The 24,346-nt window shown below is 67.1% G+C and carries 22 protein-coding genes; 14 read left to right on the top strand and 8 right to left on the bottom strand.

Annotated elements, in window-relative coordinates; all coding sequences use genetic code 11:
- Window positions 1-126 precede the first annotated feature (126 nt).
- The 7 genes from GV792_RS03665 to thpD all read left to right on the top strand — a co-directional run bounded on the left by GV792_RS03665 (window position 127) and on the right by thpD (window position 5,697).
- A complete protein-coding gene (locus tag GV792_RS03665) occupies window positions 127-444 on the top strand; it encodes a hypothetical protein (RefSeq protein WP_163822120.1) in 318 nt (105 codons plus the stop codon).
- A 155-nt stretch (window positions 445-599) separates the two neighbouring features.
- Entirely contained in the window at window positions 600-1,310 is a 711-nt protein-coding gene (locus GV792_RS03660; RefSeq protein ID WP_163822119.1) for a response regulator transcription factor, read from the top strand.
- Between the two features lie 22 nt (window positions 1,311-1,332).
- Complete coding sequence (locus tag GV792_RS03655) at window positions 1,333-2,391, top strand: sensor histidine kinase (protein ID WP_256668154.1); 1,059 nt, start codon at window positions 1,333-1,335, stop codon at window positions 2,389-2,391.
- A 144-nt stretch (window positions 2,392-2,535) separates the two neighbouring features.
- Window positions 2,536-3,135 carry a diaminobutyrate acetyltransferase gene (ectA, locus tag GV792_RS03650; RefSeq protein WP_375154329.1) on the top strand — a complete coding sequence of 200 codons (600 nt, stop codon included), beginning with the start codon at window positions 2,536-2,538 and terminating at the stop codon, window positions 3,133-3,135.
- Complete coding sequence (gene ectB / locus GV792_RS03645) at window positions 3,135-4,397, top strand: diaminobutyrate--2-oxoglutarate transaminase (RefSeq protein WP_163822242.1); 1,263 nt, start codon at window positions 3,135-3,137, stop codon at window positions 4,395-4,397. Before ectA ends, ectB begins: the two co-directional genes overlap by 1 nt.
- 15 nt (window positions 4,398-4,412) lie before the next feature.
- A complete protein-coding gene (locus GV792_RS03640) occupies window positions 4,413-4,808 on the top strand; it encodes an ectoine synthase (protein WP_163822116.1) in 396 nt (131 codons plus the stop codon).
- Between the two features lie 16 nt (window positions 4,809-4,824).
- Window positions 4,825-5,697: an ectoine hydroxylase gene (thpD, locus tag GV792_RS03635; RefSeq protein ID WP_175583073.1), complete on the top strand. Its 873-nt coding sequence runs from the start codon at window positions 4,825-4,827 to the stop codon at window positions 5,695-5,697.
- Window positions 5,698-5,764: 67 nt separating this feature from the next.
- Here thpD and erm read toward each other — a convergent pair whose 3' ends face one another.
- The 4 genes from erm to GV792_RS03615 all read right to left on the bottom strand — a co-directional run bounded on the left by erm (window position 5,765) and on the right by GV792_RS03615 (window position 10,751).
- A complete protein-coding gene (erm, locus tag GV792_RS03630) occupies window positions 5,765-6,580 on the bottom strand; it encodes a 23S ribosomal RNA methyltransferase Erm (RefSeq protein ID WP_163822115.1) in 816 nt (271 codons plus the stop codon).
- A gap of 287 nt (window positions 6,581-6,867) precedes the next feature.
- Window positions 6,868-7,887 carry a tetratricopeptide repeat protein gene (locus GV792_RS03625; RefSeq protein WP_163822114.1) on the bottom strand — a complete coding sequence of 340 codons (1,020 nt, stop codon included), beginning with the start codon at window positions 7,885-7,887 and terminating at the stop codon, window positions 6,868-6,870.
- Window positions 7,888-7,981: 94 nt separating this feature from the next.
- Window positions 7,982-10,231, bottom strand: a complete 2,250-nt coding sequence (locus tag GV792_RS03620; protein ID WP_163822113.1) for a serine/threonine-protein kinase — start codon at window positions 10,229-10,231, stop codon at window positions 7,982-7,984.
- Window positions 10,232-10,331: 100 nt separating this feature from the next.
- A complete protein-coding gene (locus tag GV792_RS03615) occupies window positions 10,332-10,751 on the bottom strand; it encodes an ankyrin repeat domain-containing protein (RefSeq protein ID WP_175583074.1) in 420 nt (139 codons plus the stop codon).
- A 410-nt stretch (window positions 10,752-11,161) separates the two neighbouring features.
- On the opposite strand from GV792_RS03615, the gene GV792_RS03610 reads away from it, so the two are divergent.
- Window positions 11,162-11,386, top strand: coding sequence for a lipopolysaccharide assembly protein LapA domain-containing protein (locus GV792_RS03610; RefSeq protein ID WP_163822112.1), 225 nt, complete (start codon window positions 11,162-11,164; stop codon window positions 11,384-11,386).
- Here GV792_RS03610 and GV792_RS03605 read toward each other — a convergent pair.
- Complete coding sequence (locus tag GV792_RS03605) at window positions 11,306-12,274, bottom strand: alpha/beta fold hydrolase (protein WP_163822111.1); 969 nt, start codon at window positions 12,272-12,274, stop codon at window positions 11,306-11,308. The genes GV792_RS03610 and GV792_RS03605 overlap by 81 nt on opposite strands.
- A gap of 58 nt (window positions 12,275-12,332) precedes the next feature.
- Between GV792_RS03605 and GV792_RS03600 the strand changes: the two genes are divergently transcribed.
- Window positions 12,333-14,138: an alpha/beta hydrolase gene (locus GV792_RS03600; protein ID WP_256673740.1), complete on the top strand. Its 1,806-nt coding sequence runs from the start codon at window positions 12,333-12,335 to the stop codon at window positions 14,136-14,138.
- A 41-nt stretch (window positions 14,139-14,179) separates the two neighbouring features.
- On the opposite strand, the gene GV792_RS03595 is transcribed toward GV792_RS03600, so the two are convergent.
- Complete coding sequence (locus GV792_RS03595; RefSeq protein WP_163822110.1) at window positions 14,180-15,289, bottom strand: baeRF11 domain-containing protein; 1,110 nt, start codon at window positions 15,287-15,289, stop codon at window positions 14,180-14,182.
- A gap of 333 nt (window positions 15,290-15,622) precedes the next feature.
- On the opposite strand from GV792_RS03595, the gene GV792_RS03590 reads away from it, so the two are divergent.
- A complete protein-coding gene (locus GV792_RS03590; RefSeq protein ID WP_163822109.1) occupies window positions 15,623-17,290 on the top strand; it encodes an alkaline phosphatase D family protein in 1,668 nt (555 codons plus the stop codon).
- Between the two features lie 162 nt (window positions 17,291-17,452).
- Here the strand turns inward: GV792_RS03590 and GV792_RS03585 are convergent, their stop codons facing one another.
- Entirely contained in the window at window positions 17,453-18,223 is a 771-nt protein-coding gene (locus tag GV792_RS03585) for a fructosamine kinase family protein (protein ID WP_163822108.1), read from the bottom strand.
- 65 nt (window positions 18,224-18,288) lie between these two features.
- Between GV792_RS03585 and GV792_RS03580 the strand changes: the two genes are divergently transcribed.
- From GV792_RS03580 to GV792_RS03570, 3 genes are all read left to right on the top strand, one after another.
- Window positions 18,289-19,368, top strand: coding sequence for an NAD(P)H-dependent amine dehydrogenase family protein (locus GV792_RS03580; RefSeq protein WP_163822107.1), 1,080 nt, complete (start codon window positions 18,289-18,291; stop codon window positions 19,366-19,368).
- On the top strand, window positions 19,365-19,862 hold the full coding sequence (locus GV792_RS03575) for a carboxymuconolactone decarboxylase family protein (RefSeq protein WP_163822106.1): 498 nt from the start codon (window positions 19,365-19,367) through the stop codon (window positions 19,860-19,862). The genes GV792_RS03580 and GV792_RS03575 overlap by 4 nt, the downstream gene beginning before the upstream one ends.
- A 236-nt stretch (window positions 19,863-20,098) precedes the next feature.
- Window positions 20,099-21,832: a BCCT family transporter gene (locus tag GV792_RS03570; protein ID WP_256668156.1), complete on the top strand. Its 1,734-nt coding sequence runs from the start codon at window positions 20,099-20,101 to the stop codon at window positions 21,830-21,832.
- Window positions 21,833-21,865: 33 nt separating this feature from the next.
- On the opposite strand, the gene GV792_RS03565 is transcribed toward GV792_RS03570, so the two are convergent.
- Complete coding sequence (locus GV792_RS03565) at window positions 21,866-23,839, bottom strand: heavy metal translocating P-type ATPase (protein ID WP_163822105.1); 1,974 nt, start codon at window positions 23,837-23,839, stop codon at window positions 21,866-21,868.
- A gap of 91 nt (window positions 23,840-23,930) precedes the next feature.
- Here GV792_RS03565 and GV792_RS03560 point away from each other — a divergent pair, with 91 nt between their 5' ends.
- Window positions 23,931-24,284, top strand: a complete 354-nt coding sequence (locus tag GV792_RS03560; RefSeq protein WP_163822104.1) for an ArsR/SmtB family transcription factor — start codon at window positions 23,931-23,933, stop codon at window positions 24,282-24,284.
- The last annotated feature ends 62 nt before the right edge of the window (window positions 24,285-24,346 follow it).

The following is a 24,346-nucleotide window of genomic DNA, read 5'->3' as shown; positions in this document are numbered from 1 at the left end:
CACGGTGCTGTCCGGTGGTTTGTCGCGGAACGGACGCGGGTACCAATTCGGCGAGCCGGTGCAATCGTTTCAACGGTTCGATCATCGGTGACCGATACGCACGCACCTACCGCGAGGAGGTTCGTCATGAACGGTGGACCATCGGCCGGTCCGGGACAGACCATGGTCACCACCAACCACGCCGTTATCCGCCGCTGGGCCGAGAGGCGCGGCGCGAACCCGGCCACCATGCCGGGCAGCGAGTACGACGGCCACGGACGCGTCGATGTCCTGCGTTTCGACTTCCCCCGGTACGGTGGCGCGGGCTTGCTCCCGGTCGAATGGGAGGACTGGTTCGCCACCTTCGATGCCCGGCGACTGTACTTCCGCTACCAGGAACGACGCGCCGACGGCAGCCCGAGCAACTTCTTCCGCCTGGAGCGTCCCGACCGACCAGTTTGGTGAGCGAACTCACGCGAGGTTTAGCAATCGGGCATACAGGGCACTACTGTTACCGGAAAGTTGCTCGAGAAAAGCTGAAAAGCGGAACATCGCGTCGGTCAGGGGATGCGAATCTCCGCCACGCGATGCGCCCCGCGTATCTGCAAAGGATTTGAATATTGAGCGCGAGCCTGATGATCGTGGAAGACGACGACAGGGTCCGGGGTGCGTTACGCCTGGCCATGGAGGACGAGGGCTACGACGTCGCAGAAGCCGAGGAGGCCGAGGACGCGCTCAACCATCTGCGCAGCAACGGCGTCCCCGATGTGATGATCGTTGATCTCATGCTCGGCGGCATGGACGGTTTCACCTGCATCCGCGAGATCCGCCGCGACCACGATGTGCCCATCATCGTGGTCAGCGCGCGCGACGACACCCATGATGTGGTCGCGGCACTGGAAGCCGGTGCCGATGACTTCGTCACCAAACCCTTCGAGATCAAGGAGATCACCGCAAGGATGCGGGCGCTGCGCCGCCGCGCCCAACTCTCGGCCGAGCGTGAGGCGCCGGTCGAGGTCGTGCTTGACGCCGATCCGGACGCGCCGCTCATCCTGGCACCCGATGGTGGCGCAGTGCGCCGCGGTGAGGAGGAGATCGGCCTCACCCTCACCGAGTTCCGGCTGCTGTGCGAGCTGGCCGAGGTGCCAGGCCGCGTGCTGAGCCGCTCGGTACTGCTGGAGCGGGTCTGGGATCGCGGGTTCTTCGGCGACGAACGCATCGTCGATGTGCACATGCGCAGACTGCGCACCAAGATCGAGCGCGATCCGTCCGATCCGCGCATCGTCGTCACGGTACGGGGGCTGGGCTACCGGCTCGACATGCAACGCTGAGCGGGCCGCCCATCGCAGATCAATGACGAACGCCGAACGCGTCCGCACCCGGCTCGACCCGGGCCTGTGGAGCCTGCGGGGCCGGGTGACCATCGCCTTCGCAGCCACCTCGGGCCTGATGTCGCTGGCCCTGGTCCTGCTCGTCTTCGCCCGTCTGGGCGAGGACGGTGTCACCCTCGGCCAGCGTGTGGTCAACCGGCCCGTCCTGCTGGTGTGCTGTGCACTGGTGGCGACCCTGTTCGGCGGCGCGGTCGGCGTCTGGGTCGGGCGACGCGTGCTGCGGCCGCTGCGCGATGTCGCCGAGGCAGCCGCCAGGATCGCCTCCGGTGATCTCGGTATCCGTTTGCCCGACACCCATGATCAAGACCTGGCCAGCACCGTCGATTCCTTCAACCGGATGGTCGATTCGCTCCAACGGCGCATTGATCGCGAGCATCGGTTGTTCGGCGATGTCAGCCATGAATTACGCACCCCGCTGACCACCCTCACCGCCAGCGTCGAAGTGATGAACAAACACCGCGACGACCTCCCGGAACGCTCGCGCCGGGCATTGGAGCTCGTCACCGCCGAGGTCGACCATTTGCGGCGACTACTCGACGACCTGCTCGCCCTGGCCAGGGTCGAGGCGGGCATGCACCACGGCGACGCCGACCCGATGTCGGTCCGCGATCTGCTCACCCACACCCTGCGCGACAGCAGACACCCCGCCGAGCTGCTGTCGGTGACCGAGGACGTCATCGTGCGCGGCCGCAAACTCGAGCTGGAGCGCGCGGTGGTCAACCTGCTGGAGAACGCCGATCGGCACGGCGGCGGCGTCGTCGCGGTGACCGTGCGCCGTGAGGGCGACGAAGCGGTGATCGCCGTCGACGATGCCGGGCCGGGTGTGCCACCGGCCGACCGGGACCGGATCTTCGAACGTTTCGCCACCGCACGCACCAGTCGCCGCAAGGCCGATGGCGGCACCGGTATCGGGCTGGCGCTGGTCGCCGAAACCGTCGCCACCCATCAGGGGCGGGTGGAATGCGGTGCACGCCCCGGCGGCGGTGCGCGATTCACCATCCGACTGCCCGCCATCTATTGAATTGAAACGTGAGGTATATCCCGAAAATGGACGATTCATGAACCGCGTCACACGGCTGTAACACGATCGTAAAGTACTCGACCAGGTCACCTCAAAGTTCATTCGTAAGCCTGGGAAAGTACTGCACACGAACCTCGGAGTTGTATGTCAACGCAAGCTTTGCCCACACAGGCCGAAGGCCCACGGAGCGCGGATTCCTCGACACCACCCTCCGGATCGCACCGGCAGCACGCCGGCGCTCCGGTGGTGCGGAGACCGAGAATCAGCGACGGGGCCCGGATGTGGGGTATCGCCAAGGATTCGCAGGTATTGGACACCAATTCCAGCTACGCATATCTGCTGTGGTGCCGAGATTTTGCCGCCACCTCGGTGGTCGCCGAGGTGGACGACAGGGTCGTCGGCTTCGTGATCGGCTATCTGCGCCCCGAGTCGCCGCGCACCGTGTTCGTCTGGCAGGTCGCCGTCGATCACGAACAGCGTGGCCGCGGCCTCGGCGTCGCGATGTTGGATCGCTTGGTGGACAACCTGATCGATGCCGAAGGGAACGGCATCGACGCACTGGAGACGACAGTCTCACCGGACAACCCGGCCTCGATCGCGATGTTCGCCGCCCTGGCGCGGCGCCGCGATGCGGAGATGACCAAGAACGAGTTGTTCGCACCCGGCGATTTTCCCGACAGCCATATCGCCGAGGACCTGTACCGAATCGCACCGATCGCCCGTAAAACTGAAAGGGATCTATGATGATCACCGCTGACACGACGATCTTCGACGCACTGGAATCGAATGTGCGTGGTTACTGCCGGTCCTGGCCCACGGTTTTCGAAACCGCGAAAGGTGCCTGGCTGCGTGACGAAGAGGGCAAGGATTTTCTCGATTTCTTCGCGGGTGCCGGCGCACTGAACTACGGGCACAACAATCCTGTGCTCAAGAAGGCGTTGATCGACTACATCGCCGCCGATGGGATAACGCACGGACTGGATATGTCCACCGTCGCCAAGCGCAAACTGCTCGAAACCGTGCGGGACACGCTGCTGGCTCCGCGCGGGCTGGACTACAAGGTCCAGTTCCCCGGCCCCACCGGCGCCAATGCCGTCGAGGCCGCGCTCAAGCTGGCCCGCAAGGTCACCGGTCGCCAGACCGTGCTGAGCTTCACCAACGCCTTCCACGGCATGACCCTCGGCGCACTGTCGGTGACCGGTAACGCCGCCAAGCGCGCAGGCGCGGGTGTGCCGCTCAACCACGCCACCCCGATGCCCTACGACGGCTACTTCGATGGCACCACCGCCGACTTCCAGTGGATGGAGCGGGTTCTGGACGACTCGTCCTCCGGTCTGGACCGTCCGGCGGCCGTCATCGTCGAGACCGTGCAGGGTGAGGGCGGCGTCAACCTCGCGCGCGCGGAGTGGCTGCGCCATCTGGCTACGCTGTGCGCGGCGCGCGGCATTCTGCTCATCGTCGACGATGTGCAGATGGGTTGCGGACGCACCGGCCCGTTCTTCTCCTTCGAGTCCGCGGGCATCACCCCCGACATCGTCACCCTGTCCAAGTCGATCGGTGGTTACGGCCTGCCGATGGCGCTGGTGCTGTTCAAGCCCGAGCACGACGTGTGGTCGCCGGGTGAGCACAACGGCACCTTCCGCGGCAACAACCCCTCGTTCGTGACCGCCCAGGTGGCTTTGGAGCACTACTGGTCCGACGGTGCGCTGCAGGCCGCCACCGAGGTCAAGGGGCAACAGATCGCCCAGTCCTTCGGCGCGATCTCCGAGGGGCTGCCCGGCATCTCGACCCGCGGCCGGGGGCTGGTGCACGGCCTGGTGTTCGACGATGCCTCGCAGGCGGGCAAGGTGTGCCAGGTCGCGTTCGAACGCGGGCTGCTCGCCGAGACCTCCGGTGCCTCCGACGAGGTCGTCAAACTGCTTCCCCCCTTGACCATCACCGAGGACGAGCTCGACCATGGATTACAGATCCTGACCGGAGCCGTCCATACCGTCTGTGGCGCCTGAGGAGGGCAATCACCCATGATCGTGCGTACTACCGAAGAGATCACCGGCACCGACCGCGATGTGGCCGGCACCGGCTGGCGCAGTAAACGCATCGTGCTCGGCGGTGACGGTGTCGGGTTCTCGTTCCACGAGACCACCATCGAGGCCGGTACCACCCACGTCTTCCACTACCAGAACCACATCGAGGCGGTGTGGCTGGTGGAGGGCGAGGGCACCCTGACCGACCTGGACAACAACCAGACCTACGAACTGGCTCCCGGTTCGATGTATCTGCTCGACGGCCATGAGAAGCACCAGCTCGAGGTGCGTTCCCGGATGCGCATGATGTGCGTGTTCAATCCGCCGGTCACCGGGCAGGAGGTTCACGACGAGAACGGCGTCTATCCGTTGGTCGCCGTTCCGGCCAGCTGAGAAAGGACGCGCGACGTTGGCACACAATCGGATCGATCACTACCCGACCCGGACCCCCGATCCGGCGCCGCACGTCGAGCGGCACGATGCGACGGTGTGGGGTCGAATCGAGGCGCCGGAACTCGCTGGATTCGACACCGACGGGTACACGATCCTGGACGAACTGATCTCGCCGGACGAAGTGGCCTACTTCGCCAGGGAGATCGACCGGCTCGCCGCCGATCCCGGCCTGCGCGGTGATGAGCGCGTGATCGTGGAGAAGTCATCGAACCGGGTGCGTTCGGTGTTCGAGGTGCACCGGCTCAGCTCCGCGATCGCGGAGCTGGCTGCCGAACCCCGGGTCGCCGGCCTGGCCCGCCAGATCCTCGGTTCGGAGGTCTACCTGCACCAGAGCCGGGTGAACTATCTGCCCGGTTTCGGCGGTGCCGGCTTCTACTGGCATTCCGATTTCGAGACCTGGCACGCAGAGGACGGTATGCCGAGGCCGCGGGCGGTCAGCATCTCCATCGCGCTGACCGACAACTATCCGTTCAACGGCAGCCTGATGCTGATGCCGGGTTCGCACCGCACTTTCGTGCCGTGTCAGGGTGAGACGCCGGCCGAGAACTATCGGGAGTCGTTGCGGGAGCAGGAGATCGGCGTCCCGGCGCAGTCCGATATCGAGGTGCTGGCACATAAGTACGGCGTCGCGCAGTTCACCGGCCGGGCCGGATCGGCGCTGCTGTTCGATTCGAACATCATGCACGGTTCGGCCAACAACATCACGCCGTTCCCGCGCTCGAACATCTTCCTGGTGTTCAACAGCGTGGAGAACACCGTGGAAGAGCCGTTCGCCGCACCGGCGCGGCGGCCCACCTATATCGCGAGCCGCGAGTTCACTCCGGTCTGAGTTGGCGACTGCTGCGCTACGGCGGTGGGCGGGGCGCATAAAGCCCTACCCACCGCCGAGGTGTGGCTCAGCGCGCGTACGCCGGTACCTGGCGGAGGTGCCGATACAGGATGACCCAGCGGTCGGGATCGACCAGGCCCACCGGTTCCTCCGCGGCGACACCCGCAGCGGCGCAGGCCGAGCGTACGGTTGCGGCCGGGCACGCGCGCCGCAGTGAGGCAGCCAACGATCCGCCGACCCCGGAGAAGCCGAGTTCCACCAGAGCGCGGTAATCGGCCAGCTCCGAATCCGGCAGCAGTGGTCGCGGGCGGCGGACCAGACGCAATACCGCGGCGTCGACCTGGGGGACCGGGTCGAAACTGGCGCGACCGATACGCGGTCCGAGCGTCAATGCCATGGTCGGCCAGTGCGTGACGGTGAGTTTGCTCCAACGTCGGTAATCACCGGTGTGCTTGCGCGCGAACTCCTGCTGGGTGAGCAGTGTCGCCGAGGTGAGCTGCCCGGCGTCCAGGCACCAGCGCAGAATGTCGGTGCTGATACCGAACGGGATGTTGGCGACTACCGCGAACGGCAGGCTCGGCGGGTTCGCCCGGCGGAAGTCGTTGCCGATCACCTGGATTCGGCGGTTGTTTCCGTAGCGGGCGCGGAGTCGCCGGGCGTAGTAGCGATCCTTCTCGTAGGCGATCACCCGGTGGCCTCGGTCGAGCAACTGCCTGGTCAGCATGCCGTCACCGGCGCCGATTTCCAGGATCAGATCCGCGGTGGCGACCTCGGCGGCACGCACGATCGTGCGTGCGGCGCGGACATCGGTGAGGAAATTCTGCGATAGCTGCTTACGCGTGCTGGTGGTGTGGGCATGCGGGGGAAAGTATTTGCGGGACATGGGGTCCTCCGAACGGAGCGGACGAATCGGGACTGCGTGATTCGCCCGGACCCATGCCAGGGCACGTGAAGACGACGGTTACCAGAACCGCAGGAGAGTGCTCGATGCGTCGAGCGGTTCGGTCAGCGTGGAGTGCGGTGCACCGGCAGAGTCCGGGCTACCGTGCGCAGGCGGAAGAAGTTCACGCCGACGGCGCACGCCGCGTGCTGACCAGTGATGCCACTCATGGCGGCCACCGTAGCGCGCACCCGAGGCGCCGTCCATCGAATTTCGGCTGCCGTGAACCGCTATCCAGGGCGATTGGCCAGCGACTCGGCGACGGTCTTGGCGGTGACCGCGCGGGTATGCCAGAGCTGCGCCTGCGCATGTGCGCCGCGCCGCGTCATCAGTTCGGACAGACCCACCATGGCGCGCACGTCGTGGCGTTGCGCAGCGGTCCGCCACCATTGTTCGGCCGCGTCGAGATCACCGTGGCGGAACCGCACGACGCCGAGATCGAAGGCCGCCTCGGCATGCCCGGCCGCTGCGGCCTGCGTCCAGAGCTCGCACGCCTGAGTTTCCTCCCCGCGCCGGAACATCGCGACACCGAGGTCGTAGAGCGCGCGGCGATAGTCCGGGTCGGCCGACGACGATGCCGCGCCGGTGTGAGCATCCGGCACGGGGGAGTGGGCCGTCCCATCGGCGACCGGATCGCGTTGCTGCTCGCCGGGATCTGCCCGCGCCGCCTCGCCGGCCTCCGGTGTCCGGGCGATGTCGCGCACCGCGGGAATCGGGGTCGTGTCCGCCGGGGCCGCGACCACCTCGACGACCAGGTCGGCAAAATGCGGCGGACCGGCACCCAGACTGCACCACAGCACAACACGGCCCGGTGCCGTGCGTTCGACGACGACACCGTAGTTGCCCGACCAGGAGCAGGCGGCGCCGTCGGCATCGCGCCAGACCGGCGTCAGCGAATACAGCGCGCCGCGGCTCTCGGCCGATAATTCGACCGTGATGCCGCGTTCGAGCGCGTCGTGCCACACGTCCACTCCCGCCAGGTGGCGCCGATCGACGCCGACATAGCCGTCGACCATCGACAACCCCATGCCGAGCCCGACGACTCCCGGCGGTGGCGTCGCCGACAGCAAGGTCATGGTGAGGGTGGTGGCCGAACCGCTGAGCTGTTCGGTGTACATCGGGTACACCGTGCTGCCGTGCCAGTCGATCGGGTCGGCACTGTGATATCTGGCCGCCAGGGGTAGCTCGGGACCGGTGGTGGAGGGTGTGCCGGTCGCCGGTGCGACCGCGGACGTAACCGGTTCGATCATGTCTAGCCCCGCCTTTCCCCGATACCCGATCACCGCGATCGACCCCTCGCGGCGGCTATACCGTACTAGCCGGAGCCCGCGATTTCGCAATGATTCAGTGCGTGACTATGCGCTCGAGTGCGGCCAGGTCTCGCTCCAGCATCCGGAACAACCAGTACACGCCGACGAAAGCCAGTGCGCCGCCGAAACACAGCACCCGCAGCGGCACGATCACCGACGCGATGTCCTCGGGCGGAATGAAGGTCACCCCGGCGGCACCGAGCAGCGGTACCGCCGCCGCGATGGTCAGGAAGTAGGTGCTGCGCCGGTCCAGCGCACGCAACTGCGCGCTGTCCTCGGCGGTGAGCCCTCCCAGCGGAAGGAACGCCGGATACAGGCAGCGCACCGCGTAGAAACTGACCAGGAAGTACGGATAGGCCATGGCGATCGCGCCGCAGACGATCTGGGTCAGGAAGAAGTGGGCCGAGGATTCGGCGCTGAGGTTGCTGCCGGACAACTGCACCGACACCGGTACCGCGATACCGGCGATCACCCACAGCACGAAGCAGGTCAGCACATTGCGACTGGCGAGTTGCAGGGTGTCCGAACGGGCCCTGGCCAACGCCTGCGCGTCGTAGACACGGCCGGTGCGCATTCCGTGCATGATGAACCACAGATGCATCACCAGCGCGATGGTCACCACCGCACCGATCACGAAGCCCACGCCGTAACAGGTCCAGGCGACCAGATCGAAGGTCCGCTGGGCGTCGATATCGAGTTTGTCGAAGATCAGCGTCCGATTGTGGTTGTAGCTGTAGAGGATCGCCAGCGCGTTCGGCACAGCGATCGCCAGCGCCATGATGGGGTGGATCCAGCTGCGCGCCCGTAGCCGCGGACTGCCCCGCGGGGGGTCGACCAGGTCGCGGGCACGGGCGTCCAGGCAGACCTGTAGCTGCTGAGCCATATCGGCGCCGCGTTCCCAGCGTTTGGCCGGATCCGGCTCGAGGGCGCGCACGAGCGCACGTTGCAATGCGGCGGGGGTGCCGGGCGGCAGGTCGTCGTAGGGCAGATCCTCTGGGCTGTGGGCGCGCCGGTCCAGCATCGAGTCCAGTGCCGTGCGATCACCGCCGGTCGCGTTCTCGTCGGCGAAGGGTTTGCGCCCGGTGAGCAGCTCCCACAGCACCACGGCCAGCGAGAAGAGGTCGCTGCGAGTATCGAGGTCGGCGGCGGCGACGGACCGGTTCGGATGCACCACCGACAGCTGCTCGGGCGACATGTATGCCAGCGAGCCGCCGAAGTAGGCAACCGGACTGTCGCCGGAGACGTTGCCGCTGAAACTGATGTTGAAATCGGCGAGTTTGGGCACGCCCTCCGCGGTGAGCAGTACATTCGCCGGTTTGACGTCGCGATGCAGTACACCGACACCGCCCGCGTAATCCAACGCCTGCGCCAGCCTGCGACCCAGCCAGGCGACGGTCTCCGGCCAGGACAAACCCGCGAGTTCGGCGCGCACCGGCGATTCGGCGGGCTGGATCTCCCCCTTGCCGGCGAGCACGGTGTCGATGACGTCGAGCAGCAGCTGTCCGCTGCGCTGTTCGGATGGTGTGCCGCGCACCCGTTCCAGCACGGTGAGCAGCGTGCCGCCGGGCACATATTGCATGTACAGCAGCCGTAACGCGGGACCGTCGAGGACCCGCTGGTCGAATACCCGCACGATGTAGTCGTGGTCGAGCTGGGCCAGCGTCTGCGGTTCGGTGCCCTTGTCGCGGGAGATCTTCACCGCGACCAGCCGCTGCATGGAACGCTGCCTGGCCAGGAAGACGCGGGCGAACGCGCCGCGGCCGAGTCCGGTCATCAGATCGAAATCGTCGATGCGCTGGCCGACCTCGAGTTCGTCCAGGTTCGCGGGCTCTGCCGACGCTCCGAGCAGAGTGCTGTGATAGTCCTCGGTGGTGAGCAGTTGCGAAAGTTGTTCGGCCTGTTCGGGATAGGCGGCGGTGTATTCGCCCACATCGACCGAGCTGCCTGCGCGTCGGCGAATATGGAATTCCTCGTAGATCAGGTCCGGTGGCAGCGGCCAGGTGCGGAGCTCGGGCAGCTCATCGACGTATTCGGCCAGCCGTTTCGGCGCGGTGCCGCGCTGCCACCGGTTGGCCAGATCGATCTTGATCAGCTCGATCAGCGAGACCCGCCGGATCGCGGGCGCGTCAGGAAGATAGCTGCGCAGTTCCGGGGGAGTGTCGGCCTCCTGCCACGCCGCAGTGAAGCGTTCGATGGCCTCGGTGACCTGGTTGCCACGCGATGTCTCCGGCGACCGGTCGGGTTGGACGGTCACCCCGGAGGTCGGCGGGGCGGGTTGCGCCATGTCCGCATCGTAACGCCGTCAGCGGTGGCGGGTCGGGTACTTGCAGGGTCGGGTCGCCCGTTATTGCGCGACGGGCAGCGGCCCGGAGGTCGGTCGACGCTCAGCCGAAGATTTCCAGCAGGTCGGATTTGCCGAACATGGTCGCCGTGTCGCGCGCGGACGGCGTACCCGCGTCCGGATCCGCACCCGCGGCGACCAGGTCACTCACGATGTCGGTTTCGCCCTTGAACACCACACCGGCCAGCGGTGTCTGACCGCGGTCGTTGGCCCGATCGGGGTCGGCGCCACGCGCCAGCAGCACACCGACCGCTTCGCGATGACCGTGGTAGGCAGCCAGCATGAGCAGGGTGTCACCGCGATCGTTGGTGAGATTCACCGGCACACCCGCATCGAGGTAGGCCGCGAGCTGGTCGGCCGCACCGCTGCGGGCGAGCTCGAAAACCGCGGTGGCCAGTTCGACGAGTTCGGGATCGATGCCAGGATCGCCGGGTTCGGGGGCAGCATCGTTGTCCGCAGTCACCGTTCCACTATTACCAGCCCAGCCCAGCCCAGGCGGCCCAGACCTGCCGAAGGCCTCCGGCGCGGGCAGGAGGCCGACGCGGAGCGTCACTGGATGATGGCGCAGCCCTCACCGGCCGAGATCGAGCAGACCAACCAGGACAGGGCCATCAGGATGGCCTGGATCGGATTCGACGGGACGACGGTCGGATGAACCATGGTGGACCTCTGTGTGTCGGCGCGGAATGGTGCGACCCCCACCGACTACAGCGTCCGGGCCGCGCGTGCCGTTACGTGTGCGGCCCTCCGCCACCGGTTCGACCCGTTGACGGAGGTCCGCCGCCGGTGTCACCGACGCGTCGTTGACCGATGTCGCAGGTGCCGAACGGTCATACTGGGTGCAGAGTTCCCTGTCGGGTAGATGGGAGTGCCATGAATACCACCGAGAAGCGATCGTTGCTCGGTCGAGTGTCACCGACACAGTGGGTGGCGCTGGTGCTGACGATCCTCGCCGTCATCTTCATTCTGCAAAATCGCACCAAGGTGTCGATCGAGATCCTGGCCGTCACCATCACCTCACCGATGTGGGTGGTCCTGCTGCTGGTGTTCATCGTCGGCTGGGTAGCCGGTGTGCTCACCATGCGCCGACGCCGCTGAGGCCCGTTCGATGTGATCGAGCGCGGCCTCGAGCACCGCGTCCGGTGCCTCGATATGCGGCCAGTGCGCGATGGCGTCGGGCAGCATCACCACATCGGGGCCCGGGATCACCTCGCGGTAGCGCTCGGCCATATGCCTGCCCGAGTTCGGGTCGGCCGGACCGTTGATCAACCGCATCGGCACCGCGGTAGTGCGCATGGCCCGCACCCAGCGGTTGCGGTAGGTCAGCCGGTCCCGCACGAACCTGCCCACCTTGTGGGTGACCCGCGCGCCATCGTTGTAGTTCATGATCTGATCGAATTGCTCGAGCAGCTGAGGGCTCGGTTTGGTAGCGGGACCGAACATCTCATCTATGGAACGCGCAAGCATCGGTTTGGACAGCAGCACCTTGTGGAAGCGACCTGCCACATCGCCCACCGGCGTCGACAAGATCTGCTGAACCAGCCGCGGCCGGTAGGCCTCGATGAACAGTCCGCCGTTGAGCCAGGTCAATGAGTCGATACGGAAGGGTTCTGCGGACTGGGTCGAGCCGTCGTGGCGTGCCAGCATCTCCTGGGCGACCGAAACACCCAGATCATGGGCCACCACATGGCAGCGCGAGACGCCCAGTTCAGCCAGCAGCGCCTCATGCATATCGGCATGCGCGAGCACCGAATAGTCGTACTCGTCGGGCTTGGCGGAGAACCCCATGCCGATCATGTCCGGGGCGATCACGGTGAACTGCGCGGTGAGCCGGTCCCACAGCGGTTCCCAATCCCAGGAGTTGAACGGATAGCCGTGGATCAGCAGCAGATACGGTCCACTGCCAGCGACCCGATAGAACACCTCGAAACCGAGGAAGTCGAAATACTGTCCGCCGTCTTTCCATTCGCGCAGTTGTGCGTCCATCACTCCACCTCGTCGTCGGACGACGCGCCCCTCCGCGTCGGGCACCGGCGGAGCCGACATGAGGGCGGCATGCGCCGATGAGCGCATGTTCGGCGCCGATCTGAACCATACTGTGGTCGAACTGTCGACGGGTGTCGACTCCAGGCGTGGGGTGAACGGGGCAGTGGTGACGACAGCGACGGCGACGACGGAAACCACTGAGAATTCCGAGGGCAACGCCGGCCCCCCGAAAATTCGCGATGGGAAGTTCCGGCTCGGATTCGGTGGACAGGTCGGTGCGCTGATCCTCACCTGGTTGTCGCTGACGCCGTCGCTGCTGCCCCGAGGACCGCTGTTCCAGGGTGTCGTCACCGGCGCGGCCGCTGCGTTCGGCTACGGGCTCGGTCTGCTGGCGGCCGCGATCATCCGGTGGATGCTGCATCGAGAGCAGGCCCGCCCGACGAGGGCGGTGACGCACTGGGCGCTCGCCGCGCTCGCCGTGGTCGGGACGGTGCTCGTTCTGATCTGGTTCGCGGGCTGGCAGGACGAGTTGCGCACGCTGATGGGAGTTTCCGGCCTGTCGGTGTGGGCGTATCCGGTCATCGTGCTGGTGGCGATCGTGGTGTTCGTCGTAGTGATCGCCGTCTCCCGCACGGTCGTCGCGGTGACCGGGAGGGTGGCGCGGCTGCTGGCGCGGGTGCTGCCCCGGCGGATCGCCATCGTCGTCGGCGCGGTGCTGGTGGCGGTCGTCGCGGTGGCGGTATTGGACGGTGTGGTGGCGAACGGGGCGATGTCGGTGCTCAACAACACCTTCGCCGCGGTCAATCAGGAAACCGACGCAGACAATCCGCCGCCGACCGTGCCGGAACGCTCCGGTGGGCCCGGTTCGCTGGTCACCTGGGATTCCCTCGGCAGGCAGGGCCGAATATTCGTCGGCAACGGCCCGACCGTGGAACAACTGTCGGAGTTCAATCACCGCCCCGCGATGATCCCGATCCGTACCTACACTGGGCTGGCCTCGGCCGAGACCGTCCGCGAGGAGGCGGAATTGGCGGTGGCCGAACTGGATCGCACCGGCGGCTTCGACCGCGCGGTCATCGGTGTCGCCACCACCACCGGAACCGGCTGGATCAACCCGAGCACAGCCTCGGCGTTGGAATTCCTCTACAACGGCGACACCGCCCTGGTGAGCATGCAGTACTCGTACCTGCCCAGCTGGCTGTCGTTCCTGGTCGATCAGGAACGGGCGCGGAAGGCCGGGCAGGCGTTGTTCGAGGCGGTGTACGCGCGATGGTCGACGATGCCCGAGAACGATCGCCCGAAACTGGTGGTGTTCGGTGAGAGCCTCGGCTCGTTCGGCGGTGAAGCGGCGTTCTCCGGTATCCAGGATCTGACCTCGCGCACCGACGGCGCACTGTTCGTCGGGCCGACGAGCAACAACGTCGTCTGGGGGGACGTGACCACGCGCCGCGATCCGGGCACGCCGCAGGTGCTGCCGATATTCCAGGACGGTCGCACGGTGCGGTTCGTCGCTCGGCCCGCCGATCTGGAACGCCCCACATCGGACTGGCCGGGGCCGCGGGTGGTGTATCTACAGCACGGCTCTGATCCGATCACCTGGTGGACGCCGGGATTGGCGCTGCGGGAACCGGATTGGCTGCGTGAACCACGCGCCGAGGACGTCCTCGACAGCACCCGCTGGATCCCGATCGTCACCTTCTTGCAGGTGTCGGCCGATATGGCGGTATCGACGAATGTCCCCGACGGGTACGGGCACACCTTCCACGCCGCCATCGCCGATTCGTGGGCGGCGATCCTGCCACCGCCCGGCTGGACGCCCGCCGATACCGAGCGGTTGCGAGCGGTGCTCACCGGCTCGGAATAGGCTCCGCACCCGCGATATAGACCCGGCCGGCTGATCCCGGATTACGGCGCGTACCGCAGGATGCCCGCGACCTGCGCGCCGCCCGGCATGTCCTCGGCGCGGACCGCGAGGACCCGGCCGCTCGACAGCAGCACCCGGCGGCAGATCTCGTCGAGGATGCCGGGGGCTTCGGTGCCGGTCGTTGCGTCGAAGGTGACGGTGCCGTCGTCGGGGGAGATGGTGCCGGGCACCGAGGCATCGATGTCGACCAGCAGCGTGTCCACATTGCCGAAGGTCGCCGCGCGCGCCAGATCGGCGACATCGGTGCCCGCGCGCCCCTCGCTGCGGCGCTTGTCCAGGACGGCGGCGAGTTCGTGCAGCTGCGATATGTAATGGCGATCCAGGATCTCGCGTGAGCGGTCGGCCAGCTCCTGGTCCGACAGGTGCTCGGGATTGCCGGGGATGCTCTCGTCGAGCAGTCCGTCGTAACTGTTGACCGAGCGGAACAGCGAGTCGGTGGGTTCGGCGGCGGCCAGGATCAACGGGACCTCACGCCCGGACAGAATGTCGCGTAGCTCGGTATCGATGGCTCGCGAGTACTGGCGTACCCGCATCTTGCCGCCCTCATCGCCCTGGACGCGGCGCTTGGGGGCACGGTCGCTGAGGCTGGCCTTGCGTGCGTAGTCGGCCGCGCTCGTGGGTAGGCCGGGCACTCGGACATCCTGGGCGGGGCGGTCGGCGCTGACCTGGACCAGGCGCACCGATCCCTCGGCGAGGGCGAGCACGAACGCCGATTGCGGGAAGGTGACCGTGCGCAGCAGCGGCTTCAGATGGAAGCGGTCGCCGACGGTTTCGGCGGCGCCGAGCACATTCGGTACCCGGTAGGTGCGGATACGGGTGGGCGTGGCCTGCACGACCAGGGTGCGTGACTGGTAGCGCCAGAACTCCTCGTCGTCGATGAGGTCGTCGAATTCCTCTTCCAATGCGGCGCGGGCATCGGAGTCGGTGACCAGGTCGAGGACCCGCCGGACCTGGTTGGAGAACGCGATGCGGTTCTTGTCCGGGTCGGCGGTATCGGATTCGGTGGGGGTGTAGATCGAGACGCACCAGGCGCCGGTGGTGGCGGCAAGTGCCTGGATTTCGCCGCGGGTCGGGATATCGGTATGCAGCATGATCGCCTCCACGTCTGTTCGGTCGGATCGTGCGCGCCGACGTCCGGGTGGAAATGCATCGGTCGAATGCCGTCGCAGCGATGGTCGGGTCGGTGGACCTCGGAGGATCGCTGCATGGTCGAGCACTGAATGGGCATCCGCGATCAGGGCGTCAGCTTTCGCTCGGCTAACGGCATTAGATCACAGCGCAGGATGGCGGACCGGCCGGTTGTGTCACGATCCGACGACTCCACCGCGCGGCCGGGCGCGTCGACGACGAATGTTCGCCCGATGTCATCGGTGCCGTCACCGCGCGGGTGGGTGGCCGTCGATATGGCGCCCCCATCATGAGGCATGGGCCTGTCGCGTCGGCAGCTGTTGCGGTTCGGTGGGGTGGCGTCGGCCGCCGCGCTGGCGGGAAGTTGCGCGGTCTCCGGCGCCCGGTTCCGGGCGCCACGCTGGACCGGCGATCCCTTCACCCTTGGTGTGGCCTCGGGTGAACCGACCGCGGACGGTGTGGTGCTGTGGACCCGGCTGGCGCCGGATCCGTTCGCTCCGGACGGGCTCGGCGGTATGCCGAAGCATCCGGTGACCGTCGACTACGAGATCGCTCATGACGAGCAGTTCCGGTACGTGGTGCGCCGCGGTGCGGTGGTGGCCGATCGCGCGCTCGGACACAGCGTGCATCCCGAGATCGGTGGACTCGACCCGCAACGCTGGTACTTCTACCGGTTTCGTGCCGGTTCGGCGGTCTCACCGGTGGGCCGCACCCGCACAGCACCCGCGCCCGGGACAGGTTCGGTGCTGCGTTTCGCCTACGCCTCCTGTCAGTCCTGGAACGACGGGCACTACACCGCCTACCGGCATATGGCCGCGGAAGATCTCGATCTGGTGGTGCACCTCGGCGACTACATCTACGAATATCCGTTGACCGGCCGCCGTCGCGGCACGCCGGTGCCCTCGCCGCTGCGCCATGAATCCCGCGATCTAGCCGGATATCGGCTGCACTACGCGTGGTTCAAATCCGACGAGCCACTGCGCCGGGCGCATGCGGCATTCCCGTGGCTGGTCACCATGGACGATCACGAGGTCGACGACGACTGGGCCGGTGACGCCGCCGCGACCAGGGTCGACATCGATGCACTGCGCGTGGTGTTCCTGCGCCGTCGCGCGGCCGCCTTCCAGGCTATGTACGAACATCAGCCACTGCGGTTGGCGCAGCTTCCGTCCGGGCCGAATATGCGCCTGCACCGGCGCTACCGCTTCGGTGAACTCGCCGAGATCACCATGCTCGACACCCGCCAGTACCGCACCCGGCAGGCGTGCGGCGGCGAGATCGTGGGTGGTTGCGCGGATGCGCGAGCTCTCGACCGCACCATTCTGGGCAGTGCCCAACGCGAGTGGATGCTGAATGGATTCGCCCGCTCGACCGCACGCTGGCATATTCTCGGCAATCAGGTGGTGATGGGCCGAACCGACCACGATCCCGGACCAGGTGTCGCCGTCTCCGCTGACGCATGGGACGGCTACGCGAGCGAACGCGCCGCGATCCTCGGTGCCGCCGCTGACCGTGAGGTCCGCAATCTGGTGGTGCTCACCGGCGACCGCCACGAGAACTATGCCGCCGACCTGCGCCGCGACGCCGCCGACCCCGAATCCGACGTGGTGGCCGCCGAGTTCACCGGAACCTCGATCACCAGCGGCGGCGATGGGGTAGATCTGCCGGCGCGAGGCCACGAACTGCTCGCCGCCAACCCCGATCTGAAGTTCTACAACGGGCAGCGGGGGTACGTCCGGGTGGAAGTGAATGAGCGGCTGTGGCGCGCCGACTTTCGTGTGATGCCCTACGTCGAGCGGCCGGGCGCGCCCATGCACACCCGGGCGAGCTATGTGGTGCAGGACGGCGTACCGGGTGTGGTCGAAGCGTGGCGTGCGACCGCCCCGCCCGCCCACGACGAGGAATCGACACCCCTCATCGATCACGCCGCCGGGCGAGGGCGTGCGCTCGACGGCATCCGGTGAGCAGCCCCGGTGCGGGCCCGGGCGCCGAACACTGACCCCCGCACCGTGGCACGTCTGCCGGAGCTCGGCGGTCCTGCCCGGCTGGGCCTGTGACGTCGGGATGGTTCGAAGGGTGTACGCGGTCCCGTTCCGGCATGCGGCCGCGACCCGGCATGAACACGCCTAGAGCCGCAACGTGTCCAACGCCGCCCGATGCAGTGCCTGCCCATACCCGGGGCCGTACCCGGCCGCGTGCACCGCCAGCGGGTGTAGCTGATGCAGCGGCACCCGCTCCTGCCAGCCGTCGGCCAACCGATGTCGCGACTGGTACCCGTCGATGATCCGGTCCAGGTACTGGCAGCCGAACAGCGCGAGCATCGCCAGATCGGTTTCCCGGTGTCCGCCGTGCGCGGCCGGGTCGATGATCACCGCTTGTTCGCCGGTCCACACCACATTGCCGTTCCACAGGTCGCCGTGGATCCGCGACGGTGCCTCGCCATCATCGAAGCGGCCATCGGTCACCACCGCGCACGCGCGCTCGATATCGGCGCATTGGGCTCGATCGACACTGCCCGCGTCATAGGCGATGGCCAGGAACGGCACCACCCGTTCGGCGGCATAGAACGCACCCCATCGGTCGTACTCGACACTGCTCATCGGGCGTTTGCCGATGAAGATCTGCCCGCGGAAACCGGCAGGTGGGCAACCGAATCCAGCGCCATCGACCCCGGCGTCATGCATCCTCGCCAACGCTGCACCCAGCCGGTGCGCACTCTCGGCCGACGCCCGGCCGTGCGGCAGCCGCGCCAACTCGATGTGCCCGGCGTCGACCGACAGCACCTGCACCACCGGTGCCCCGGCCGCACCGAGCCAGCGCAGTCCCGCGGCCTCCGCCGGATAGAAGTCCGCAGGAGTCTCCGAATCGGCCTTTCGGAAAGTGGTCACCCTCGTCACCGTACGAGCGAGGCGGGCTCGCGAAAACGCCCTCCCATCAACCAAGCGCTTGTTAGACTCGCGCGATGATCTCCACGACGGTGTGGGGCACCGGGAACGTCGGCCGAGCGGCCATCCGCGCAGTCGCGGCGCATCCGGGGCTGGAACTCACCGATGTCATCGTGCACAACCCCGACAAGGCCGGCCGTGACGCGGGCGAGCTGGCCGGTATGGACCAGCAGCTCGGCATTGCCGCAACCACCGATGTCGCGGCAGCCCTGGCCGCGAAACCCCAGGCCGTGGTGTACGCCGCCTCCGGCGAAATCCGCCCCGACGACGCGCTCGCCGATATCGTCGCCGCGATCGACGCGGGCGCGGTCGTCGTCACACCGGCGCTCTACGCCTTCTACGACGCACGCAACGCGCCGACCGAACAGCGCGACAAGGTCCTCGCCGCGGTCGAGGCGGGCGGAGGGTCACTGTTCGTCTCCGGTATCGACCCGGGCTGGGGCAACGATGTCCTGCCACTGTTGATGAGCGGTCTCGGCACTGTCGTCGACGGCATCCGATGCCAGGAGATCTTCGACTACTCCAGCTACGACCAGCCCGATTCGGTCCGCTACCTCGTCGGGATGGGCCAACCGATGGACTACGACCCGCCCATGGTCGCACCGAGCGTGCCGACGATGGTGTGGGGCGGCCAGATTCGGCTCATGGCGCGGGCGCTCGGCGTCGAACTCGACGAGATCCGCGAGACCGTTGCCCGCCGCGAACTCGACACCACCATCACTACCGCTGCGATGGGTGAATTCGCGGCGGGGTCCCAGGGCGCCATGCGATTCGAGGTCCAGGGGATTGTCGAGGGGGAGCCGGCGATCGTCATCGAACACATCACCCGGATCCACCCGTCCTGTGCGCCGGACTGGCCCGCGCCGCCCAATGGTATCGGGGCACATCGGGTGATCGTCGAGGGTCGCCCGCGCATCGAGGTCACCGTCGAAGCGACCGACGAGGACGGCAACTACGCGGCCGGCGGCAATGCGACCGCCGTCGGACGGTTGGTCGCCGCCATCGACTGGCTCACCGCGGCGGAGCCCGGAATCTATGACGCGCTCGATATCCCGCTGCGTCCCGCGGTGGGCAGGCTCGGAAGGAACCGCATATGAGAATCGACATTCCGGAGGGTAAGGACCCCATCGGCTACGTCTGGGGTGAAATGGTCCCCGGCATCGGCGTTGCCGCTTCGAACTTCTCGCTCGCGGTGTACTCCCACTCAACCCTCGGGCTACGCGAATTCGAGGCCGCGCGGTTGCGCATCGCCCAGCTCAACGGGTGCCTGTTCTGCCTGGACTGGCGCACTGAACGGGACGGTGACAAAGTCGAGGAGGGCTTCCTCGATGCCGTGGCGCAGTGGCGCACCACCGACGTTTTCGATGACCGTACCCGTTTGGCGGCCGAATACGCCGAACGCTACGTGCTCGACCACCACAATCTCGACGAGGACTTCTGGGCACGAATGTCGGCCTGCTACAGCCAGACCGAGATCGTCGAGCTGAGCATGAGCATCGGTTCCTGGCTCGCGTTCGGCCGACTCAATCACGTCCTCGGACTCGACGCGGTCTGCGTGCTGCCGGGCCATTCCGGCACCGCCACACCATGACGCCCTGATCGGGGTCCTTTCACCGGGGCGTAGCGGACCCGTCTGCGGGGTGGGCCCCAGCGCGGCACGGCGTGGGGTTTCGCGCCGAGTCCGCTCGGGTATACCCGATCAGCTGCGTCCACGCGGTTGCCGGAGGTGTCGGACGGCGCGGCGCAGGTGTGACGCTGTACGGTTGCTGCGGGACAAGAACGAGCGCCCGACAGCGGTCGTTCGCGATCTGAAAGGACTCCGATTCAATGTCGATCGGCGCCGACAGAAATTCCCGGGACACCGAGGCTAAGGTGCATCGGGTTGCTGGAAGATCACCAGCAAAGCCAGGACTGGACCGCCTCGTCTTCGGCGTCACCGCGGTCGGATCACTGGCATTCGTCGCATGGGGCATCATCGACCGGACCAGCCTGGCCACCGCGGCGGGTAACGCGCAGTCGTGGGTGATCAGCAATACCGGTTGGTTGTTCGTGCTCATCGCGACGGTCTTCGTGGTGTATGTGATCTGGCTGGCCGCAAGCAGATACGGCAAGATCCCGCTCGGTGCCGACGGTGAGAAACCGGAATTCCGCACGGTCTCGTGGATCGCGATGATGTTCAGCGCCGGTATGGGCATCGGATTGATGTTTTGGGGTGTGGCCGAACCGCTCTCGCATTTCGTCAGCCCACCCCCGGGAACCGCCGAGCCGGGTAGCCCAGCAGCCGCGGAGGTCGCGATGGCGACCACGCTGTTCCACTGGACGCTGCATCCCTGGGCGATCTACGCGGTCGCCGGACTCGCGATCGCCTACAGCACATTCCGCAAAGGCCGCTCCCAGTTGATCTCCTCGGTCTTCCGGCCCATCCTCGGTCGCAAGGCCGATGGCATCGGCGGCCAGGCGATCAACATGATGGCGATCTTCGCGACGCTGTTCGGTTCGGCCGCCTCGCTCGGCCTCGGGGCACTGCAGATCAGCGCCGGTATGGAATTCAACGGCTGGATCGACGCCATGGGCAAGGTCGGTCTGGTCGCCATCATCGCCGGTCTGACCGTCGCCTTCATCATCTCCGCCGTCTCGGGTATCGACCGCGGTATCCAATGGTTGTCCAACATCAACATGGTGCTCGCCCTAGCGGTGGCGGCATTCGTGTTCATCTGCGGGCCGACGCTGGTAATGCTCAACTTCCTGCCCACCGCGATCGGCGACTACGTCTCGATGCTGCCGACCATGGCCTCGCGCACGGGGGTCAGTGGCGGCGAGGACATGGAGCGCTGGTTGTCGCAGTGGACCATCTTCTACTGGGCCTGGTGGATCTCCTGGACCCCGTTCGTTGGCATGTTCATTGCGCGAATCAGCCGCGGCCGCACCATCCGTCAGTTCGTCACCGGCGTACTGCTGGTCCCGAGCGTGGTCAGCCTGATCTGGTTCGTGATCTTCGGTGGGGCGGGTATCCAGCAGCAGCGCGAGACCGGTGACCTGACCGAGGCCGATGGCTCGGTGGACGAGAACTTCGCGCTGTTCCACCTGCTCGACCACTATCCGATCGCCTCGGTCACCGCCGGGCTGGTGATGCTGCTGGTGGCGATCTTCTTCGTCTCCGGTGCCGATGCCGCGTCCATCGTGATGGGCACGCTGTCGGAGAAGGGCAGCATCGAGCCGTCCCGCGGCACGGTGATCTTCTGGGGTACCGCGACGGGTGCGGTCGCGGCCATCATGCTGGTCATCGCCGACCCATCCAATCTCGGCAGCGCGCTGACCGGACTACAAGCGCTGACGACCGTGGTCTCACTGCCGTTCATGGTGGTGATGGCCTTCATGTGCGTGTCGCTGTATCGCGATTTGCGCGCGGACCCGATCATCCAGCGGGAGGATCTCGGCGTGCAGCTGGTCGTCGGCGCGGTGCTCCAGGGCACCGAGCGGCACGACGGTGAATTCGAGCTGGTGACCGAACCCGTGGAAGAGACGCCGGAGGATTCCCCGGAAGACCGATCGGCCAGCTGACCGCTGCGCACTACGACCCGGCCCGGTGAGCGCTCATGCGTCGCCGGGCCGGGACGCGTCGCGCCACGCGCGATCGGTGAGCAGTCGCATACCGTTCAGCCCGACGATCACCGTGGAGCCCTCGTGCCCGGCGACGCCGAGTGGCAGCGGCAGCGTGCCGACCAGATCCCAGGTGACCAGCGTCGCGATGAACGCCCCGGCGATGGTCAGGTTCGCCGCCACGATGCGGCGGGCGCGCCGCGACAGCGCGATCACGGCCGCGACGGTGCGGAGATCATCGCCGACGACCACCGCGTCGGCAGTGTCGACCGCCAGATCGGATCCGGTGCGCCCCATGGCGATACCGCTATGTGCGGCGGCGAGCGCGGGTGCGTCGTTGACGCCGTCGCCGACGACCGCGACCCGGCGGCCACGTTCGCTGAGTCCACGCACCGCCGCCACCTTGTCCTCGGGCAACAGGCCTGCCCGGACGTCGACTATGCCGAGCGAGCCTGCCAGCGCAGTGGCGGCGCGAGGGTTGTCACCGGTCAGCAGGACCGGGGCGTGCGCGGTGAGCCCGGTGAGGTCGGCCACCGCCTGAGCCGCGGCGGGGCGCTGCCGGTCGGTCACGGCGAGGACGCCGGCGGGGGAGCCCTCGACGGTGACGACCACTGCCGTCACTCCCGTCGATTCCAGTGCGTCGACGAGCGCCTGTGCGGGGGTCGCGGTCTCGGCGGACTCGAGGAGATGAGCTGGGCTGCCCACCTCGATGCACCGGCCGTCGACGGTGGCCCGCACGCCTCGACCCGGCTGCGAATCGAACTCGGTGGCCTCGGAGATCCGCAGCCCGCGCTGCCGGGCGGCAGCGACAATGGCGGCGCCGATGGGGTGTTCGCTGTTGCGCTCGGCCGCCGCCGCAAGCGCGAGCATCGGCTCGGGATCGACATCGTCGGTGAGGGTGTGGATTCCGGCGATCTGCGGGCTGCCTTCGGTGAGGGTTCCGGTCTTATCAAAGGCCACTGTGTCCACGAGGCCCAACTGCTCCATCACGACCGCCGACTTCACCAGCACGCCGTGCCTGCTCGCATTCGCCATGGCAGCCAGTAGCGGCGGCATGGTCGCGAGCACGATCGCACACGGCGAAGCGACGATCATGAAGGTCATCGCACGCACCAGTGCTGGCTGAAGCGCCGAGCCCGCGGCCAGCGGTATGCCGAGTACGGCCAGGGTGGCGATGACGACGCCGGTGGAGTACCAGTGCTCGACGCGTTCGATGAACAATTGTGTTCTGGCCTTGGATTCGGACGCCTGCTGCACCATGGCGGCAATGCGCGCGACCACCGAATCGGCTGCGGCGCGGTGAACCCGGACCCGCAGCGTGCCTGTCCCGTTGATGGTGCCCGCGAAGACCTCATTGCCCGGCCGGGCCGTCACCGGTAGTGGTTCGCCGGTGATCGAGGCCTGGTCGACCTCGCTCATTCCCGATTCGACGATGCCGTCGCCGCCGATGCGTTCACCGGGCCGCACCAGGATCAGCCTGCCCACCGTGAGGGTGTGTGCGTCGACGAGCCGTTCACCACCGTTCTCGTCGATGACGGTGGCCCGATCAGGAGCGAGGTCGAGCAGCCCACGGACGGCTTCGGCGGTGCGGTGGGTCAAGACCGCCTCCAATGCGCCGGAGGTCGCGAAAATGACGATCAGCAGTCCGCCGTCGACCACCTGCCCGATCGCGGCGGCGCCGATCGCAGCGACGATCATCAGCAGATCCACATCCAGGCTGCGGTTCCGGAGCGCACGCACACCTTCCAGTGCCGGCTCCCAGCCGCCGGCCAGGTAGCACGCCACGAACAGTAACCAGTGCAACCATTCGGGCGCACCGGTCCACTGCGCCGCCGCACCTGCGACGAACAGCGCCGTGGCCGCGGCGGCCCACCGCACCTCCGGCAGCGTCCAGACCGTCGCGCGGATCGACCGCCGCCGCGGCGCGGGAGCGATCTGCGGTCGATCCAGCAACGGGGAGATGGTCATCCGGGATGCTCCGTTCGAGATCGACGCCATGGGAGAACTACAGGAATACATGTACATGTCTTCATGTAATCCCGCAAGGTACAGTGATCTCGTGGGACACGGAGTCGAGGGCAGAACCACGCCGCCCGCGCAATTGGACGCCGACTCGGCGGCCACTGTCGCGGCGACTCTGCAAGCGCTCGCGACACCGAGCCGGCTGCGCATTTTGACCCGGCTCCGGCACGGACCGTGCTCGGTAGGGGATCTGGTGGACGCCGTGGAAATGGAACAGTCCGCGGTCTCGCATCAGCTGCGCCTCTTGCGCGCGATGGGTCTGGTCACCGGCTCGCGGCAGGGCAGAAGCGTGATCTACCGGCTGTACGACAGCCATGTGGCGATGCTGCTGGACGAAGCCGTCTATCACATCGAGCATCTCGGGCTCGGTATCGACGACGAGACGGCATAACGGTCGTCGGATTCGGTCATTGATGGCGGCGCGGCGGGGTCGACCTACGCCGACGATCCCTC

It is taken from the genome of Nocardia cyriacigeorgica (assembly GCF_010868145.1).
Taxonomy (GTDB): domain Bacteria; phylum Actinomycetota; class Actinomycetes; order Mycobacteriales; family Mycobacteriaceae; genus Nocardia; species Nocardia cyriacigeorgica_D.
The sequence above is the reverse complement of the archived record's forward strand: the minus strand, read 5'-3'. Positions and strand labels throughout refer to the sequence as shown.